The 14,526-nt window shown below is 71.0% G+C and carries 17 protein-coding genes; 7 read left to right on the top strand and 10 right to left on the bottom strand.

Annotated elements, in window-relative coordinates; translation table 11 throughout:
• Nucleotides 1-70 precede the first annotated feature (70 nt).
• Both MicroSTF_RS08485 and MicroSTF_RS08480 read left to right on the top strand, forming a co-directional pair.
• Complete coding sequence (locus MicroSTF_RS08485) at nucleotides 71-955, top strand: SDR family oxidoreductase (RefSeq protein WP_029267494.1); 885 nt, start codon at nucleotides 71-73, stop codon at nucleotides 953-955.
• A gap of 50 nt (nucleotides 956-1,005) precedes the next feature.
• Nucleotides 1,006-1,923, top strand: a complete 918-nt coding sequence (locus MicroSTF_RS08480; protein ID WP_029259985.1) for an EamA family transporter — start codon at nucleotides 1,006-1,008, stop codon at nucleotides 1,921-1,923.
• Here the strand turns inward: MicroSTF_RS08480 and MicroSTF_RS08475 are convergent.
• Both MicroSTF_RS08475 and MicroSTF_RS08470 read right to left on the bottom strand, forming a co-directional pair.
• Nucleotides 1,895-2,674, bottom strand: a complete 780-nt coding sequence (locus MicroSTF_RS08475; RefSeq protein WP_322954937.1) for a YidC/Oxa1 family membrane protein insertase — start codon at nucleotides 2,672-2,674, stop codon at nucleotides 1,895-1,897. The two genes, MicroSTF_RS08480 and MicroSTF_RS08475, sit on opposite strands and share 29 nt — an antisense overlap.
• A 66-nt stretch (nucleotides 2,675-2,740) precedes the next feature.
• Nucleotides 2,741-3,013 (bottom strand): DUF6412 domain-containing protein, encoded by a 273-nt coding sequence (locus tag MicroSTF_RS08470; protein WP_029259987.1) that lies wholly within the window; start codon nucleotides 3,011-3,013, stop codon nucleotides 2,741-2,743.
• A gap of 152 nt (nucleotides 3,014-3,165) precedes the next feature.
• Between MicroSTF_RS08470 and MicroSTF_RS08465 the strand changes: the two genes are divergently transcribed.
• Nucleotides 3,166-4,212 (top strand): NAD(P)H-dependent flavin oxidoreductase, encoded by a 1,047-nt coding sequence (locus MicroSTF_RS08465; protein WP_322954935.1) that lies wholly within the window; start codon nucleotides 3,166-3,168, stop codon nucleotides 4,210-4,212.
• Between the two features lie 126 nt (nucleotides 4,213-4,338).
• Here the strand turns inward: MicroSTF_RS08465 and purU are convergent, their stop codons facing one another.
• Nucleotides 4,339-5,190, bottom strand: a complete 852-nt coding sequence (gene purU / locus MicroSTF_RS08460) for a formyltetrahydrofolate deformylase (RefSeq protein ID WP_315069716.1) — start codon at nucleotides 5,188-5,190, stop codon at nucleotides 4,339-4,341.
• Nucleotides 5,191-5,306: 116 nt separating this feature from the next.
• Here purU and MicroSTF_RS08455 point away from each other — a divergent pair, with 116 nt between their 5' ends.
• Nucleotides 5,307-6,521: a cation:proton antiporter gene (locus MicroSTF_RS08455; protein WP_029259989.1), complete on the top strand. Its 1,215-nt coding sequence runs from the start codon at nucleotides 5,307-5,309 to the stop codon at nucleotides 6,519-6,521.
• On the top strand, nucleotides 6,518-6,988 hold the full coding sequence (locus MicroSTF_RS08450; RefSeq protein WP_322954932.1) for a glutaminase: 471 nt from the start codon (nucleotides 6,518-6,520) through the stop codon (nucleotides 6,986-6,988). Before MicroSTF_RS08455 ends, MicroSTF_RS08450 begins: the two co-directional genes overlap by 4 nt.
• A 29-nt stretch (nucleotides 6,989-7,017) precedes the next feature.
• On the opposite strand, the gene MicroSTF_RS08445 is transcribed toward MicroSTF_RS08450, so the two are convergent.
• The 4 genes from MicroSTF_RS08445 to MicroSTF_RS08430 are packed head-to-tail and all read right to left on the bottom strand — an operon-like array spanning nucleotide 7,018 to nucleotide 10,414.
• A complete protein-coding gene (locus MicroSTF_RS08445; RefSeq protein ID WP_322954930.1) occupies nucleotides 7,018-7,734 on the bottom strand; it encodes a glutamine amidotransferase-related protein in 717 nt (238 codons plus the stop codon).
• 43 nt (nucleotides 7,735-7,777) lie between these two features.
• On the bottom strand, nucleotides 7,778-8,518 hold the full coding sequence (locus MicroSTF_RS08440; protein WP_322954928.1) for a LysR family transcriptional regulator substrate-binding protein: 741 nt from the start codon (nucleotides 8,516-8,518) through the stop codon (nucleotides 7,778-7,780).
• A gap of 10 nt (nucleotides 8,519-8,528) precedes the next feature.
• Entirely contained in the window at nucleotides 8,529-8,840 is a 312-nt protein-coding gene (locus MicroSTF_RS08435; RefSeq protein WP_292768984.1) for a hypothetical protein, read from the bottom strand.
• On the bottom strand, nucleotides 8,840-10,414 hold the full coding sequence (locus MicroSTF_RS08430) for a PspC domain-containing protein (RefSeq protein ID WP_322954925.1): 1,575 nt from the start codon (nucleotides 10,412-10,414) through the stop codon (nucleotides 8,840-8,842). Before MicroSTF_RS08430 ends, MicroSTF_RS08435 begins: the two co-directional genes overlap by 1 nt.
• A gap of 114 nt (nucleotides 10,415-10,528) precedes the next feature.
• On the opposite strand from MicroSTF_RS08430, the gene MicroSTF_RS08425 reads away from it, so the two are divergent.
• Together MicroSTF_RS08425 and MicroSTF_RS08420 are read left to right on the top strand one after the other, a co-directional pair.
• Nucleotides 10,529-11,776: a PspC domain-containing protein gene (locus tag MicroSTF_RS08425; RefSeq protein WP_322954924.1), complete on the top strand. Its 1,248-nt coding sequence runs from the start codon at nucleotides 10,529-10,531 to the stop codon at nucleotides 11,774-11,776.
• On the top strand, nucleotides 11,769-12,428 hold the full coding sequence (locus tag MicroSTF_RS08420) for a LuxR C-terminal-related transcriptional regulator (RefSeq protein WP_021201190.1): 660 nt from the start codon (nucleotides 11,769-11,771) through the stop codon (nucleotides 12,426-12,428). The genes MicroSTF_RS08425 and MicroSTF_RS08420 overlap by 8 nt, the downstream gene beginning before the upstream one ends.
• Nucleotides 12,429-12,449: 21 nt before the next feature.
• Here the strand turns inward: MicroSTF_RS08420 and MicroSTF_RS08415 are convergent, their stop codons facing one another.
• The 3 genes from MicroSTF_RS08415 to MicroSTF_RS08405 all read right to left on the bottom strand — a co-directional run bounded on the left by MicroSTF_RS08415 (nucleotide 12,450) and on the right by MicroSTF_RS08405 (nucleotide 14,508).
• Nucleotides 12,450-12,857, bottom strand: coding sequence for a DapH/DapD/GlmU-related protein (locus MicroSTF_RS08415; protein ID WP_017829277.1), 408 nt, complete (start codon nucleotides 12,855-12,857; stop codon nucleotides 12,450-12,452).
• Nucleotides 12,858-12,937: 80 nt separating this feature from the next.
• Entirely contained in the window at nucleotides 12,938-13,711 is a 774-nt protein-coding gene (locus tag MicroSTF_RS08410; RefSeq protein ID WP_029259998.1) for a DNA-formamidopyrimidine glycosylase family protein, read from the bottom strand.
• Nucleotides 13,711-14,508 carry an EI24 domain-containing protein gene (locus MicroSTF_RS08405; RefSeq protein ID WP_322954919.1) on the bottom strand — a complete coding sequence of 266 codons (798 nt, stop codon included), beginning with the start codon at nucleotides 14,506-14,508 and terminating at the stop codon, nucleotides 13,711-13,713. The genes MicroSTF_RS08410 and MicroSTF_RS08405 overlap by 1 nt, the downstream gene beginning before the upstream one ends.
• Between the last annotated feature and the right edge of the window lie 18 nt (nucleotides 14,509-14,526).

The raw sequence follows: 14,526 nt of genomic DNA, 5'->3' as shown, positions 1-14,526 counted from the left end.
ACGAAGGACGGGACGATCGGGGAGGGTTGCTCCGACGACGACACGTCCGACGAGACGAGGAGGATCGGCCATGACCGACGACACCACCGACCCACGGCACGCGCACCGCGAGGAGGGTTTCCCCGCACAGCACCAGGACCAGCCGGGTCTGACCGAGGAGACCAGGCCCGAACCGGACCACGGCGAGCGGACCTACGTCGGCCACGGTCGTCTGGACGGACGCCGCGCCCTCATCACCGGCGGAGACTCGGGCATCGGGCGGGCCGTGGCGATCGCCTTCGCACGCGAGGGTGCGGACATCGCGATCGCGCACATGCCCGAGGAGCAGGACGACGCGGAGGACACCCTCGCCCTGGTCCGCGAGGCGGGACGCACCGGAGTGGGCTTCGCCGGTGACCTGCGGGACGAGGCGTTCGCGACCGAGATCGTGGCGGGGACGCGGAGTGCGCTCGGCGGACTCGACGTGCTCGTGCTCAACGCCGGTTACCAGCACGACATCGACGGCTTCGAGAACCTGGAGACGGAGCGGATGCGCCGGGTGTTCGACACCAACCTCGCGGGAATGCTGTTCTCGGCACGGGCGGCCTACCCCCGGCTCGAGCCTGGAGCGAGCATCATCGTGACCGCGTCCGTGCAGGCGTACAACCCTTCGCCGGGACTGATCGACTACGCCATGACGAAGGCGGCGCAGGTGGCGTTCGTGAAGGCGCTCGCGGAGGAGGCAGGGCCCAGGGGCATCCGGGTCAACGCCGTCGCGCCCGGGCCGATCTGGACGCCGCTGATCCCGGCGACCGGGTGGGACGCCGAGCGGCTGGCGACCTTCGGAGACGACACCCCGTTGGGCCGGGCGGGACAGCCGGCAGAACTGGCCGGGGCGTACGTGTACCTGGCATCGTCCGAGTCGTCGTACACCTCCGGATCGGTCATCGCGGTCACGGGCGGCAAGGCTCTCTGATCTGCGTCGAGGCGGCGGTCCGGCCGGGGGCCGCCGCCTAAGCTTGTCTGGTGCAGAAGCCCGCCGCGTCCAGTCCCCTCGTGGGGGTCGCGCTCGTCATCGGCTCCTGCCTCTCGCTCCCTTTCGGGGCCGCGGTCGCGGCCCAGCTCTTCCCCGTGCTCGGGCCGTGGGGCGTGACCTCGCTGCGCGTCGCGATCGCCGCGATCCTGCTCGTCGTCATCGTGCGCCCGCGACCGCGGAAGTGGACCCGCCCGCAGTGGCTCGCCGCGGTGCTCTTCGGTGTGTCGCTCGCCGCGATGAACGGCTTCTTCTACGCCGCGATCGATCGCATCCCGCTGGGCCCCGCCGTCGCGATCGAGTTCCTCGGTCCGCTCGTGCTCGCCGCCGTGCTCACCCGCAAGCTCGCGGACTTCGCCTGGGTCGGGGTCGCCCTGCTCGGCATGGTCGTCCTGGGCATCGACGGCATGATCGGCGCCGAGCCGCTCGATCCGCTCGGGGTCGTGTTCATCCTCATCGCCGCCGGCTTCTGGGTGATGTACATCCGGATGAGCGCCCGTGTCGGCGCGCTGATCCCCGGGAGCAGCGGACTGGCGATGGGCCTCGTGGTCGCGGCCGTGCTCCTCATCCCGGTCGGTATCCCCGCCGCATCGACGGTCGCGATGGACCCGCAGCTCCTGCTGCTCGCGGCGATCACCGCGGTGCTGTCGTCGGTGATCCCCTACAGCTTCGAACTCGCGGCGTTGCGCCGTCTGCCGCAGCGGGTGTTCGGGGTGCTGCTGAGCCTCGAACCCGCGTTCGCGACCCTCGCCGGGTGGCTCATCCTCGGGCAGGACGCGACACCGCTACGGATGCTCGCCGTCGGGCTCGTGATCGCCGCGAGCGTCGGCACCACGCTCGGCGTACGGAGGGACCGTCGCGACGGCGGCCCCTCCGGCCCCTTCACCGCGCCGATACCGCTGCCTGACTGAGAGCGGGCGTCGGCAGCGGGAACCGCCGCCGCAGGATGACACGCTGCACGAGCGTCCACACCACGGTGACCGTGAGATACAGCGCGGCAGCGAGCGGGACGAACGCGGCGAAGACGGCGGTGAGGTAGTGCATCGCCGAGACGACGCGCAGCATGGCGGGGGAGTTCAGCGGAGAGTCGTCGCCCTCCACCGGTGCCGGACGGAAGACGCGACGGGTGATCTCGGCGGTGATGATCATCACCGCCAGCAGCGCGCCGAAGACGAGGAACGTGGCAGGGGTCGCGGTGCCGCCGAAGAGCGCCGACACCAGGCTCGTGCCGAGCGGCGCGCCGAACAGGTCGTGTGCGAGCAGCTCGTTCGGGTGCCCCGCGATCTCCGGTCGGAGGAACAGCGTGTAGAGGATGCCGACGACCGGGGCCTGTGCCAGCACGGGAAGCATCCCGGCGAACGGCGACGTGTTCTCGGCCTTGTACAGCGCCAGCGTCTCCTTCTGCAGGCGCTCGGGGTTCTTCTTGTGGCGGCGCTGCAGCTCACGCAGCTTCGGGGCGAGGCGCGCCCTGGTCTGCTCGGCCTTGGCCTGGGAGATGCCGACGGGAATGAGCAGCGCCCGCACCAGCAGAGTGACGAGGACCACCGCGAGGGCGGCCGCCGAGGCACCGGCGAGGGGGGTGAGGAGGTCGGAGAGCCCGGTCAGGGCGCCGTAGGCGGCGTCGAGGAGGGCGGCGAGAGGGGGGAAGGCGAAGATGTCCATGCGGGTGTCCGTTCGTGGCGTCGGGAAGGGTCGGCGAAAGCCGCGTGGTCCCGTCGTGTGAACGGACTACGCGGCGGTCGCGACTCCCGGCGCCCGAGGGCGCGGATGCCCCGCGGCATCGGGATCGCTCTGCGTGAGGAGGGTGCCGACGTCGATGGCCCGCAGCGGATGCGGGGCGTCGGCTGTGGCCCCGGGGCGCACGCTCAGCACGATGGCGAGCGTGAGGGCGGTCACGGCGAGCAGCGCGATCGCGAGGCCGAGGGCCGCCGCGTCGGGCATCGAGACGAGACCGAGCGCGGTCGCGACGAAGCTCAGCATCTGCCCGAACCACTCGCTCATGTGCGCGCTCCTCCCTGCGACGAGGGTATCACCGGGGTCTGCGCTTCGCCCCGGCTTCGAATCGCGCGAAGCGTCGCATCGGCGGCTCGAATGCAACCGTTCGCGCGATCCGAACGGGGACGATACCTGCACCGCGGGCGTAACGTCGAAGCATGAGTGACCTGCGCGCCCTGCTCGGCATCTATCATCCGATCATCCTCGGCCCCTTCGGCGGGCTCTCCTCGACGGCGCTCACCGCGGCCGTGAGCGATGCGGGCGGACTGGGATCGTTCGGCTTGTACGGCTACGACGGCGATCGCATCCGCGCGACCGGGGCCGAGCTGCGTTCCCTGACCGATCGACCGTTCGCGGTGAACATCTGGCTGCCCAGAGGCGATGAGGTCGAACCGAACCCGCAGCACACGGTGTTCGCGCAGGCACTTGAGCCCTTCTACGAAGCCGTGGGGGTCGAGGTTCCCGGAAGACCCGAGCGCTATACGCCCTCCCTCGATGAGCAGCTCGACGCCATCTGGGAGATCGACCCCGCGGTGCTGAGCGTGGTGTTCGGGGTGCCCTCCGACGCGCTGGTGGAGGAGGCCCGACGTCGCGGCGTCCGGATCGTCGGCACGGCGACAACGGTGGCGGAGGCGGTCGCGCTCGCCGCAGCAGGAGTGGATGCCGTGGTCGCCACCGGCGCGGAGGCCGCCGGTCATCGGGTGTCGTTCCTGCGCCCTGCCGAGGAGTCGCTCGTCGGGACGTTCGCCCTGATCCCGCAGGTCGTCGATGCGGTCGACGTGCCCGTGATCGCGGCGGGAGGCATCGCCGACCGGCGCGGCGCGGCCGCGGCGTTCGCTCTGGGCGCCGCCGGTGTGCAGGTCGGTACGGCCTTCCTCGCGACGGCGGAGTCGGCGGCGAACCAGGCGCACCGTGACGCGATCCGCTCGACCGCCGCCGACGAGACCGTGCTCACGCGCGCGATGAGCGGACGCCTCGCCCGGGGTGCGCGCAACCGCGTGGTGCGGGCGATCGAGGCGAGCGGCACGATCGCGCCGTTCCCGATGCAGAACTGGCTCACCGGACGTTTTCGCACAGCGGCCGGCGAGCAGAACCTGGGCGCGTTGCAGTCGCTGTGGATGGGGCAGGCCGCGCCGCTGGTGCGCCATGAAACCGCCGCGGACGTGTTCGCCGAACTGCTCGCGGGGGTTCCGGGGGCTCCTTGACGCTCGCTGACGCTCGCTCTGCGGCGTTCCGGTCGCAGTTCCTGCCGCGCTGACGGCCTCGGAGCGACAGGGAGTGCGACCGGAACCCTCGCGAGCCAGACGCTGCTCCACGAGCCAGACGCTGCTCTAGAGGATGACGGTGGACTTTCCGTGCACGATCACGCGGTCCTCGGCGTGCCACTGCACGGCGCGGGCGAGCACCAGGCGCTCGACGTCGGCACCGCGGCTCTGCAGCTCGGCCGCCGACTCGGAGTGGGTCACGCGCGTGACATCCTGCTCGATGATCGGTCCCTCGTCGAGGTCGGCGGTCGCGTAGTGCGCGGTCGCGCCGATGAGCTTGACGCCGCGATCCTTGGCGCGCGCATACGGGTTCGCCCCGATGAACGCGGGCAGGAACGAGTGATGGATGTTGATCACCGGGGCTTCGAGACGGGTGATGAAGTCGTCGGTGAGGATCTGCATGTAGCGGGCGAGCACGACCAGGTCGACGTTGCCACGCAGCAGTTCGAGCTGTCGCTCCTCCATCGCGGACTTGTCGCCGGAGGGGATGTGCACGAACGGCACCCCGAACGAGCGGACGGCCTCCGCCAGGTCGGGGTGGTTGGAGACGACCATCGTGATGTCGATGTCGAGCTGTCCCCGCTGGGTGCGCCAGAGCAGCTCCATCAGGCAGTGATCGTACTTCGAGACGAAGATCGCGACGCGCTTGCGACGGGCGACATCATGCAGCGACCACTCCATGCGGAAGCGCTCGGCGACGACCGCGATGTCGGCCTCCAGTGCGGGACGTGCGGCCGAGAGCCCGTCGAGGTGGATGACGGTGCGCTGGAAGAACCGGCCCCCCTCGGAGTCGGTCGAGTGCTGATCGAGCGAGATGATGTTCGCCCCGTGCTGCGCGAGCACGCCGGCCACGGCGGCGACGATGCCGGGCTGGTCGTCGCAGGCGATGAGCAGGCGGGCGGTATCGGGCTGAGACATGGGGGCTCCTCGAGGGTGTGCATCGATTCTGCCGTGGATGCGCCGAGCGGGCGAATCGCGAAAGATCACCCGCAGCGCGTCACCCGCGAGACCGAGGGCTCACCTACCCTGAGAGCATGGAAGCGAGCGACCTCGGCCTGGTGCTGATCCCCCTGCTGGCGGTCGCCGCGCCGTTGCTCGCGCGCGGTGTGCGACCCGTGGTGCGGGTGCCCATCGTCGTGTTCGAGCTCGTACTCGGCATCCTCGTCGGCCCGGCGGTGCTCGGCTGGGTCGAGCCGGGGCCGCTGCTCGAGAAGCTCAGCGACTTCGGCCTGGCGCTGCTGTTCTTCGTCGCCGGAACCGAGATCGACTTCAAGATGGTCGCGGGCAAGCCGCTGGCGCGCGCATCGCTCGGGTGGCTGCTCAGCGTCCTGCTGGGCATCGGGCTGGGGTTCTTCTTCGCGCCGGGGGAGGGCATGGTGGTGATCGGCATCGCGCTGAGCTCGACCGCGTTGGGCACGCTGATGCCCATCCTGCGCGATGCCCGCGAGCTCGACACCCCCTTCGGCCGTGCGATCAGCGCGATCGGCGCGGTCGGCGAGTTCCTGCCGCTCATCGCGATCTCGATCTTCCTGAGCACGCGGACGACGCCGATCGCCACCGTGATCCTCTTGACCTTCGTCGTGCTCGCCGGTCTCGCCGTGCTTCTCGCCAATCGTGTGCCGCATGGACGGCTGCACCGTATCGTGCGCGCCACGCTGCACACCTCCGACCAGTTCGGCGTACGCTTCGTGATCCTCCTCATCGCCGCGCTCGTCGGCCTCAGCGTCATGCTCGACCTCGACATGCTGCTCGGCGCCTTCGTGGCAGGTGCGATCTGGCGCATCATCATGGCGCGCGCCCCGAAGAAGGACGCGGAAGAGGTCGAGAGCAAGATCGAGGCGATCGCCTTCGGTTTCCTCGTGCCGATCTTCTTCCTCTACACCGGCGTCACCTTCGACCTGCAGGCGCTGCTCACCTCGTCGTCCGCGCTCGCAATGGTGCCGATCTTCCTGGTCGCCCTGCTGGTGATCCGTGGATCGGCGGCGCAGCTCTCTGTTCCGCACGGTGCGAGCGTGCGCGATCGGGCGGCCCTCGGGCTCCTCGCCGCGACCGGCCTGCCGATCATCGTCGCGGTGACGGCCATCGGTGTCGACCAGAAGATGCTCGACACCGGCACGGCCGCGGCTCTGGTCGGGGCCGGCATGCTGTCGGTGCTGCTGTATCCGCTCATCGGCATGACGCTCCGCGGCGATCGCGCCGAGGTCGTCGGGCCGACGCACGCCGCCGAATCCACGCAGGGAGAACTGTGACCACCGCATCCGCCCTCCTGACCCAGGCCGTGAAGGACCTGAAGGACGCTCCGAAGGAGGGCCTCGGCGAGCAGCGCGACTCCCGGTGGCGCGGGCGTCGCATCGTGCGGGTCGGCGCGGCCTGGCACCTGGGCGTGCTGCTGCTGACCGATACGCATGCGCTGGCCACGAATGAAGTGTTGCGCGCCGCCGACCCCGGTCGCCGCGGCTACACGGCCGAGTCGGCGAGGGAGCGCGCCGAGCGCCGTGCCGAGGCCCTGCGCGGCGGCTTCGACGAGGGCGACGTGGTGCACGTGGGGTGGAGCGTGATCGACGTCGATGCGGTGGATGCCGGCGGTTCCTCGGGTCCGCTCGCCCTCATCGATGCGGTCCCCTCCGTGCGGTGGAGCACCGCCGGTGGATTCATGCCGCTGGAGGCATACCTGCGCGAGCGCGTGGCGCTGCTGCGCGACTCCGCGTCGAGCTGACGCCGGCGAAGAGACGCCGACGAAGCGACTCAGGCGAAGGTCTCGGCGAAGCGGCGCAGGAGTGCTGCGCCCTCGGTGACGGATGCGGCGAGCACCTGCTGCTGCACCGCGTCGAACTCGTCGGGGTCGAAGTAGCCGGTGGTGCGGTAGAAGGTCATCCGGTCGGCGAAGTCGCGAGGGGTGGGCTCGGGGTGGAACTGCGCCGCATACAGGTGCGTGCCCACGCGGTAGGCCTGCACAGGGCAGACCTCGTTCGTCGCCAGCAGCACCGCACCGGGAGGCACGTTCGCTGCGCTCTCCTTATGCGCGGTGAACACGGTGAGGGCGGAGCCGCTGGGACCGAAAACCGGGTCGAGCGCGCCCTCGGGGGTCGTCTCGATCACGGTGGCGCTCGCGGGCTCGGGGGTGTCGGTCACGACGTCTCCACCGAGCATGCGGGTGACGACTCCGATGCTGAAACAGGTGAAGAACACCGCGATCTCCGCCGCCGTCGCCGCATCGGCGAGAGTCCGCAGATCGGCTTCGACGCGCATCTGCTCCGGAGTCTTCACGGCGTCGGAGACGTTGAAGGGCGAGCCGCCGACCACGACGCCGCGGTAGCCGCGCAGGCGCTCGATGTGCAACGGCGTCTGCAGCAGGTCGAGCCGGTCGACCACGTCCACGCCCAGCGCCCGCCGGAACGAAGCGTGCTCGGCATCCGCCGCCCCGATCTCGGGACGCACGCAGATGTAGAGAAGCGAGGCCATCAGGAGATTGTAACGAGCGTGCGGCGGTCGGCCGTCGCGGTCGTCAGCGCGAGGAGTTCGCCGTGCGGCCGCGGACGATGCCCACGAACGTCTCGACATCGGGTGTGGTGCGCTCGCGGGGCCAGGCCAGGGCCACGGTCGAGGTCGGTCCGTCCGTGAGGATGCGGTGGTCGGCGTCCTTGCGGTGGTGCTTGCGGGCGAGCGACATCGGGACGATCACGATGCCGACTCCGGATGCTGCGGTCGCGATCGCGTCATCGGTGGGGAGCGCCGCGAACGTCGCCGGGAGTGCGCCCGGGAGATCGAGGGGACCGAGCACATCGTCGGTCAGCGCGATCACGATCTCGCCCTCCAGGTCTGCCGCCGTGAGGTCATCGGCCGCCATCAGATGCGAGTCCGCCGCGGCGACCACGACGGGGAGCTCGTCGTAGAGCGGGATGATGTGCAACGACTCGTCCAAGAGGGGCAGACGCACCAGGGCGGCATCGAGATCGTCCAGCGCTGCCCGCGAGGACGCCGCCTCGATCTCCACGAGTTCGAGCGGAACGTGCGGCATCCGCTGCTTCCACGCATCGACCCACTTGCCCGGCGTCGCGCCGGGCACCGCTCCCAGACGGAAGGTGCGCGGTGCCTCGGGTTCGGGCGGCGGAGAGTCGAAGACCACCTTGGTGGTCTTCTTCTTCGGCTTCTGCGGGGGGAAGCGCTCGGCAGGAGCGGCCTTGTTCCGGCGAACCGGTGTGCCGCGGCTTGCGCCCTTCGCGGGCCGTCTTCCCTGATTCGCCATGGGGACCAGGCTACTCGGCGAGCGGCCCCGGCACCTCCGGTGACGCAGCGGGGGTCGCGGCCGCGAGCTTGCGCTGCGCCCGGCGGATGAGTCCCGTGGCGCCGCCGACGAGCAGCAGCACGCCCGCGGTCAGCAGAAGGATCGTGATGATCGTGGGTGGAGTCAGAGCCAGGAGCGCGTCCGCGACCGCTTCGCGTCGGGCTTCATCGGCGAGCGCCCAGAGGGCACCTCCCGCGATGGCGGCGAACAGGAGTCCCCAGATGATGGCGGCCCAGCGGGTGCGGGGCGGGGTGGTCGTCTCGGTGATCGTCGGCGTGCTCATCACTGGTCTTCCTTCACGGGCTCGATGACGATGACGGCGATCTCGCCGCTCGACTGATGGACGGTGACCGGCTGGACCGTGGTCGTCGAGGCGTTCTCCGCGGCGATCTTCTCCGACACGGACGAGCGTCCGTCGCGTTCCTCGACGGGCCAGACGCCGCTGTCGACGATCCCGCCTCTCTCCTCATCCTGCCGCGTCCAGGAGACGGTGGCCGTATCGACGGTGGCCCGCAGATCGAGCTCCACTCCCGGCTGCACGTAGATGAAGGTGTTCCCGGAACCCTTGTCCACGACGATCGCCCGGGGGCCGTCGTCGTGCGGGTTCAGCGTGACGTACACATCTCCGAAGGGCTGGCGCACATGAGCGGGCGCGTTGTTGCCGATCGAGGCATACCCGAGTGTGACGCCGGGGAAGGCCGAGAATGCACCGGCCACCAGTCCGCCCACCAGCGTGAGCACTGTCGCGAAGGCCAGGAAGCCGCTCCGCCGACGGAACGCCCCGGCGACGATCATCCCGAGGGCGAGGATGAGGGCGGCGGCGAGCAGGCCCAGTGCCCCGCCGAGGGCTTCCCCACCGGCGACGAGACCGACGGCGGCGCCCGTGATGATGGCGAGGCCGATCATGGTCGCGGCGAAGGCGAAGCCCGCTCGCGGGTTCGATGCGCGGCGGATGCGGCGGCGCTCGGCCGCCTCCGCGGCGAACACGGCGGCCTCAGCCTGGCGCTCCCGGCGCAGCTGGTCGCGGGCGGCCCGTTCGACATCCTGCTGCTGGCGCCGCCACGCTTGATCCTGTTCCTTCCAGGCGGCATGCTGGGCGCGCCACGCCTCGAGGGCGAGAGGGTCCTGGGATCCGGGCGGCAGCGGGGCCGGCGGCGCCGGCGGGGTCAGCCCGAGCCCGGCATCCGGCGCGGCGGGCTCCGTCACGGTGTCGGCAGCGGGGAGCGCCTGCGTGGAGAGAGTGGCGTCCGCCCCCTCGGCGGTACCCGAACCGTCGAGGGGAGCGGACGCGGCCGGGGCCGTCTGATCTGCGGAAGCCATCGGCAGATCGGACGCGGAAGCACCCGGGGTGCGGCTGGCCGCGCGCACGATCAGGAAGAGCAGGCCGGCGACGAGCACCAGCCCGAGGATCCAGCTGAGGAGGGACAGAGCGGACCAGCCGTCGTATCCGAGCCCGACCAGGCGGCCGGCGAGGGGCGCGGTCGGAAACAGGCCGATGACGGCCATCGCCAGGATGCCCCACTGCACGGGCTGGTAATCGCGGCGCAGGAGGTCGCGCACGTGCACACGTCCGTCGATGTCGGGCAGCAGTGCCCAGGCGGCGGCGTAGAGGAAGATCGTCGGCAGTCCGAACAGGGCCGCGACCACGAGCACACCCCGCACGATCAGCGGGTCGATGCGGAGGCGGGCGGCGATGCCGGCGGCGACACCGCCGAGCCAGCCCTCGGAACGGGCGACGCCGAGACCGGCGACCCAGAGCAGGAAGCGATCGGCACCGCGCGGGATGTCGGTGCCCGGAGCGCCGACGGCCGGAGCGGCGGGGTCGGCGGGGGGTGGGGGCGCAGTCGGAATCGTCATGCTTCGATCCTGGCGGCGACAGCAGGATTGCTGCCATGGGGGGAACCCCTGAACGGACCCTGATTCCGGGCAGGGGAGCCCCCGGAGTACGCGTGCGGGTGATTGGATTGCCACATGTCCTCTTCGGCGCACGTTCCGGCGCGACCCCCGCGTGCCGCGGCACCGCCGCGCCCGCCGTTGACCCGCGATCGCGACTGCCTGGTCGCCGGCGTCAGCACCGGGCTCGCGCGTCATCTCGGCGTGCGGGTGTGGACCGTGCGGGCACTGTTCATCGCCCTCACCCTGTGCGGCGGCGCAGGAGTGCTCCTCTACGCCTGGTGCTGGATGTTCACGCCGTGGGAGGAGGGGGAGGGCGCGCCGACGAGGCGGATGCCGGTGGCCTGGCTGCTGCTCGCTCCCGCGGCCGTGGGAATGCTCGTCGTGCTGGTCTGGCGCGGGGGCAGCGACTGGTTGAGCGGATCGATCCCGCCGGACCTCGCCGCGTTGGTCGTGGGCGGTACGGCGGCGCTCGCGACGGGTGCCGGGCTCTGGGCCACGCTGATCGACCGCACGGACACGGCGCGAGGACCCCGGCACACCATGAGCATCCGGATCCTCTCGATCCTGCTGCTGGCTCTGCTGTTCACGATCCTGCTGTCCTGGCCCGTCGCCAGATCCGGCGTGGCACTCGTGCTCCTTCCTCTGGCCGGACTCGCGGCCGTGGTGTCGTCGACGTTGATCCCCCGATGGCGCGAGCTCTCGGGTGAACGCGTGCGCCGCATCCGCGAGGAGCAGCGCAGCCAGATGGCCGCGCACCTGCACGACTCGGTGCTGCAGACGCTGGCGCTGATCCAGAACAGGGCGGGGGCCTCCAGCGAGGCCGCACGCCTCGCCAGGGCGCAGGAGCGCGAGCTGCGTGCGTGGCTCTACGACGGGGACGCCCCGGCCGACAGCGACCTTCCGACAGACCTGCGCGACTATGCGGGAGCGCTCGAGCTCGACTACCCGGTGCGCATCGACGTGGTCTCGGCCGGACTGTCGACCGAACGTGCGAGCGGGGAGCTCGCGGCGGCCGCCAGGGAGGCGATCCTGAACGCAGCCCGTCATGCGGGTGGCGAGATCTCGGTGTACATCGAGGGGAGCGCTTCGGGCGTCGACGTGTTCATCCGTGACCGAGGTGCAGGGTTCCGCCTCGACGACGTGCCCAGCGATCGGCTGGGCGTGCGGGAGTCGATCATCGGGCGCATGCGGCGTGCGGGTGGCAGCGGAGCGGTCCGCAGCGACGAGAACGGCACCGAGGTGCACCTGCGGATCATGACGGGCCCGCTCCAGGATCGCCCGGCCGCGCGGCCGGCACCCGCTCGGGAGGAACAACGTGGCTGACAGCATCCGGGTCGTGATCGTCGACGACCACTCGATCTTCCGCTCCGGCCTGCGTGCCGATCTCGACGCGGGCGTCGACGTGGTCGGCGAAGCGGCCGACGTGCCCTCCGCCATCACCGTGATCGGCGCGACACAGCCGGATGTCGTGCTTCTCGACGTGCATCTCCCGGGCGGAAGCGGCGACGATGCGGCCGGCGGTGAAGCCGTGATCCGCGGTTCGGCACCCACCGGCGCACGGTTCCTCGCGCTGAGCGTCTCGGATGCGGCGGCCGACGTGGTGCGGGTGATCCGTGCGGGGGCCAGGGGCTACATCACCAAGGGCTCGTCCGGCATCGAGGTCAGCAGCGCGGTGCGGGCGGTGGCCGAGGGAGACGCCGTGTTCTCGCCGCGACTCGCCGGCTTCGTGCTGGACGCGTTCGGGGCGGTCTCCGGAGAGACCGCCACCGCGACCGACGAGCTCGACCGGCTCTCGGCGCGTGAGCAGGAGGTCATGCGCCTCATCGCCCGCGGGTACGCCTACAAGGAGGTGGCGTCGGAGCTGTTCATCTCGATCAAGACGGTCGAGACGCACGTGTCATCGGTGCTGCGGAAGCTGCAGCTGTCGTCGCGGCACGAACTCACCGCATGGGCGTCGGAGCGGCGCCTGCTGTGAGCCGGCTCAGGGCTCGGCCGGTCAGGCCGCGAGCCACAGGCCCTTCTGGTCCGTCGCGATGGTGAGTCCCGCGGCGACCGTCTCGTCGTCGCCGATCCTGGCGCCGCGGACGATGCGCGCTCCGGCGCCGATGTCGGTGCGGACACCCACGTAGGCGTGATCGCCGATCGCCGCACCGTGGCCGACGTGCGCGTGCGCGTCGACGAACGCGCCTTCGCCGATCACGGCATCCTCGTCGATCCAGGCGCCGCGGGCGATGGTGGCCCCGGCGCCGACGCGCGCCCCCGGTTCGATATACGCACCGGCCTCGATGTGCGCTTTCGGGTGCACCTTCGCGCCGTGCGCGACGAGACCCCGGCCGTTCGCGTGCTTGCGATACCGCAGCGTCGCGCCCTGGTCGTTCTCGATGTCGACGTAGTTCTTGCCCACGATTCCTCCCGTGCTCCGGAGTTCTCCGGATATATCAACAACCACGGCAGCGGCGGATTCATTCCCGCGGATGGATGTGGTCAGCGCTGGCAGGAGGGGCACCAGAAGGTGACGCGCTCGCGGGTCGGATCGGCGCCCTGCTCGCCGCGTCGGATGAGGGTTCCGCAGCGTCGGCACGGGCGTCCGGCGCGACCGTACACCCAGGTGCCCTGACCCGGGCGATCGATGCCGGTGAAGGTGCGGTGGCGGCGGTCGCGATTGGCGCGGATGGTGCGGACGCCGAGATCGATGAGGGTGGACACATCGACGTCCGGCGTCGGCGTGGTCGGCAGGATTCCGCGCAGGAACAGGAGTTCCGCGGCGTACTCATTGCCGAACCCCGCGACGTTGCGCTGATCGAGGAGCGCGACATGGATGCTGCGCGTATCGGCCCCGAGACGCCTGACCGCTTCGGCCGCGTCCCAGCTGTCGGCGAGGGGATCCGGCCCCAGGTACCCCACGAGCTGGTCCTCGTCGCGCGTGGCGACGACCTCGATCTCGGCGATGTCGACGCCCACGGCTTCACTCCGCGGTGTGCCGACGACGGCGCGCACCTTGAACGCCGGGTGCCGCCACTTCTCTCCCGGGCGGTACGTGAACCAGGCGCCGTCCATGCGCAGATGCGAATGCAGTGTGCTGTCGCCGATGCGCATGAGCAGATGCTTGCCGCGGGGAACCACGCCGTGCACGGGCTGCCCGGTCAGATCGAGCGTGGCGAACCGGGGGACGCGGAGGTCGAAGCGGGTGACCTCCGCACCGGCCAGCGCTTCGTCGAGGCGTCGGGCCGTGCGGAAGACCGTGTCGCCCTCGGGCATCAGGAAGCCCCGAGGGGCGCGGGCGGGGGCGGCGTCGGGGTCGTCGTCGTGGGCAGCGCAGCGGTTCCGGCGCGGGTGAGCATGTCCCGCGCGAGCATGGTGCTCCCGGCGACGGCGGCGGGCATGATCGCGACGGCGCCGCCGGGGATGAGGAAGCAGAGCTGGGTCGCGACACCGAAGCCGAGCACCCGTGCGCGGCTGCCGGAGAACAGCACGGCTCGGTCGGCGGGGCTGAGGTCGCGGGCGTCGAAGGCGCGGCCCGTCAGTTCGCGTGCGAGCAGTCGACCGGTGAGCACGACACCGGCGATGGTGCCGAGGAATCCGCCGACGGCCGGGATGAGGCCGATCAGCAGCACGAGGATCGCGATCAGGATGCCGAGCAGGACCAGTCGGAGCCCTTCGCCGAGGGCGCTCCAGAAGCCGCCGCCGTCGGCAGGGGGAGCGTCACCGAGATCGACCTCGACCGCGTGCCAGATGCGCTGATAGAACGGGTCGCCGATCGTCAGGGTCAGAGCGCTGAACACGACGCTGGCCAGGGCGAGCGCCGCCGCGACGATCACGAAGCTCACTGCGGACCGCAGCAGTCCGCGCCACGGTTCGAGCCACCCCTCGGCGAACGGCGTCAGCCAGGTGGAGACCGACGGCAGCGAGATGATCAGCGGAACGAGTGCGGCGGCGAGCAGGATCAGCGCGATGATCGCGGGGATCAGTCCGAGCACCATGAGGCCCGGCCGCGTGCGCCACAGGCCGAATCCCCGCAGCAGCGTACGGATGCCGGCGGCGAACTCTCGGATCATGGCTTCCAGCGTAGAGGC

This window comes from Microbacterium sp. STF-2, assembly GCF_034650155.1.
Classification (GTDB): domain Bacteria; phylum Actinomycetota; class Actinomycetes; order Actinomycetales; family Microbacteriaceae; genus Microbacterium; species Microbacterium maritypicum_A.
This window is presented reverse-complemented; position numbering and strand designations above follow the sequence as displayed.

Excerpts from the sequence above, each read along its gene's own strand:
- MicroSTF_RS08440 (WP_322954928.1), bottom strand. The coding sequence starts at position 8,518 with ATGGCGAATCAGGGAAGACGGCCCGCGAAGGGCGCAAGCCGCGGCACA.
- MicroSTF_RS08425 (WP_322954924.1), top strand. The coding sequence starts at position 10,529 with ATGTCCTCTTCGGCGCACGTTCCGGCGCGACCCCCGCGTGCCGCGGCA.
- MicroSTF_RS08485 (WP_029267494.1), top strand. The coding sequence starts at position 71 with ATGACCGACGACACCACCGACCCACGGCACGCGCACCGCGAGGAGGGT.
- MicroSTF_RS08465 (WP_322954935.1), top strand. The coding sequence starts at position 3,166 with ATGAGTGACCTGCGCGCCCTGCTCGGCATCTATCATCCGATCATCCTC.
- MicroSTF_RS08445 (WP_322954930.1), bottom strand. The coding sequence starts at position 7,734 with ATGGCCTCGCTTCTCTACATCTGCGTGCGTCCCGAGATCGGGGCGGCG.
- MicroSTF_RS08435 (WP_292768984.1), bottom strand. The coding sequence starts at position 8,840 with ATGAGCACGCCGACGATCACCGAGACGACCACCCCGCCCCGCACCCGC.
- MicroSTF_RS08405 (WP_322954919.1), bottom strand. The coding sequence starts at position 14,508 with ATGATCCGAGAGTTCGCCGCCGGCATCCGTACGCTGCTGCGGGGATTC.
- MicroSTF_RS08455 (WP_029259989.1), top strand. The coding sequence starts at position 5,307 with ATGGAAGCGAGCGACCTCGGCCTGGTGCTGATCCCCCTGCTGGCGGTC.
- MicroSTF_RS08470 (WP_029259987.1), bottom strand. The coding sequence starts at position 3,013 with ATGAGCGAGTGGTTCGGGCAGATGCTGAGCTTCGTCGCGACCGCGCTC.
- purU (WP_315069716.1), bottom strand. The coding sequence starts at position 5,190 with ATGTCTCAGCCCGATACCGCCCGCCTGCTCATCGCCTGCGACGACCAG.
- MicroSTF_RS08430 (WP_322954925.1), bottom strand. The coding sequence starts at position 10,414 with ATGACGATTCCGACTGCGCCCCCACCCCCCGCCGACCCCGCCGCTCCG.
- MicroSTF_RS08410 (WP_029259998.1), bottom strand. The coding sequence starts at position 13,711 with ATGCCCGAGGGCGACACGGTCTTCCGCACGGCCCGACGCCTCGACGAA.
- MicroSTF_RS08475 (WP_322954937.1), bottom strand. The coding sequence starts at position 2,674 with ATGGACATCTTCGCCTTCCCCCCTCTCGCCGCCCTCCTCGACGCCGCC.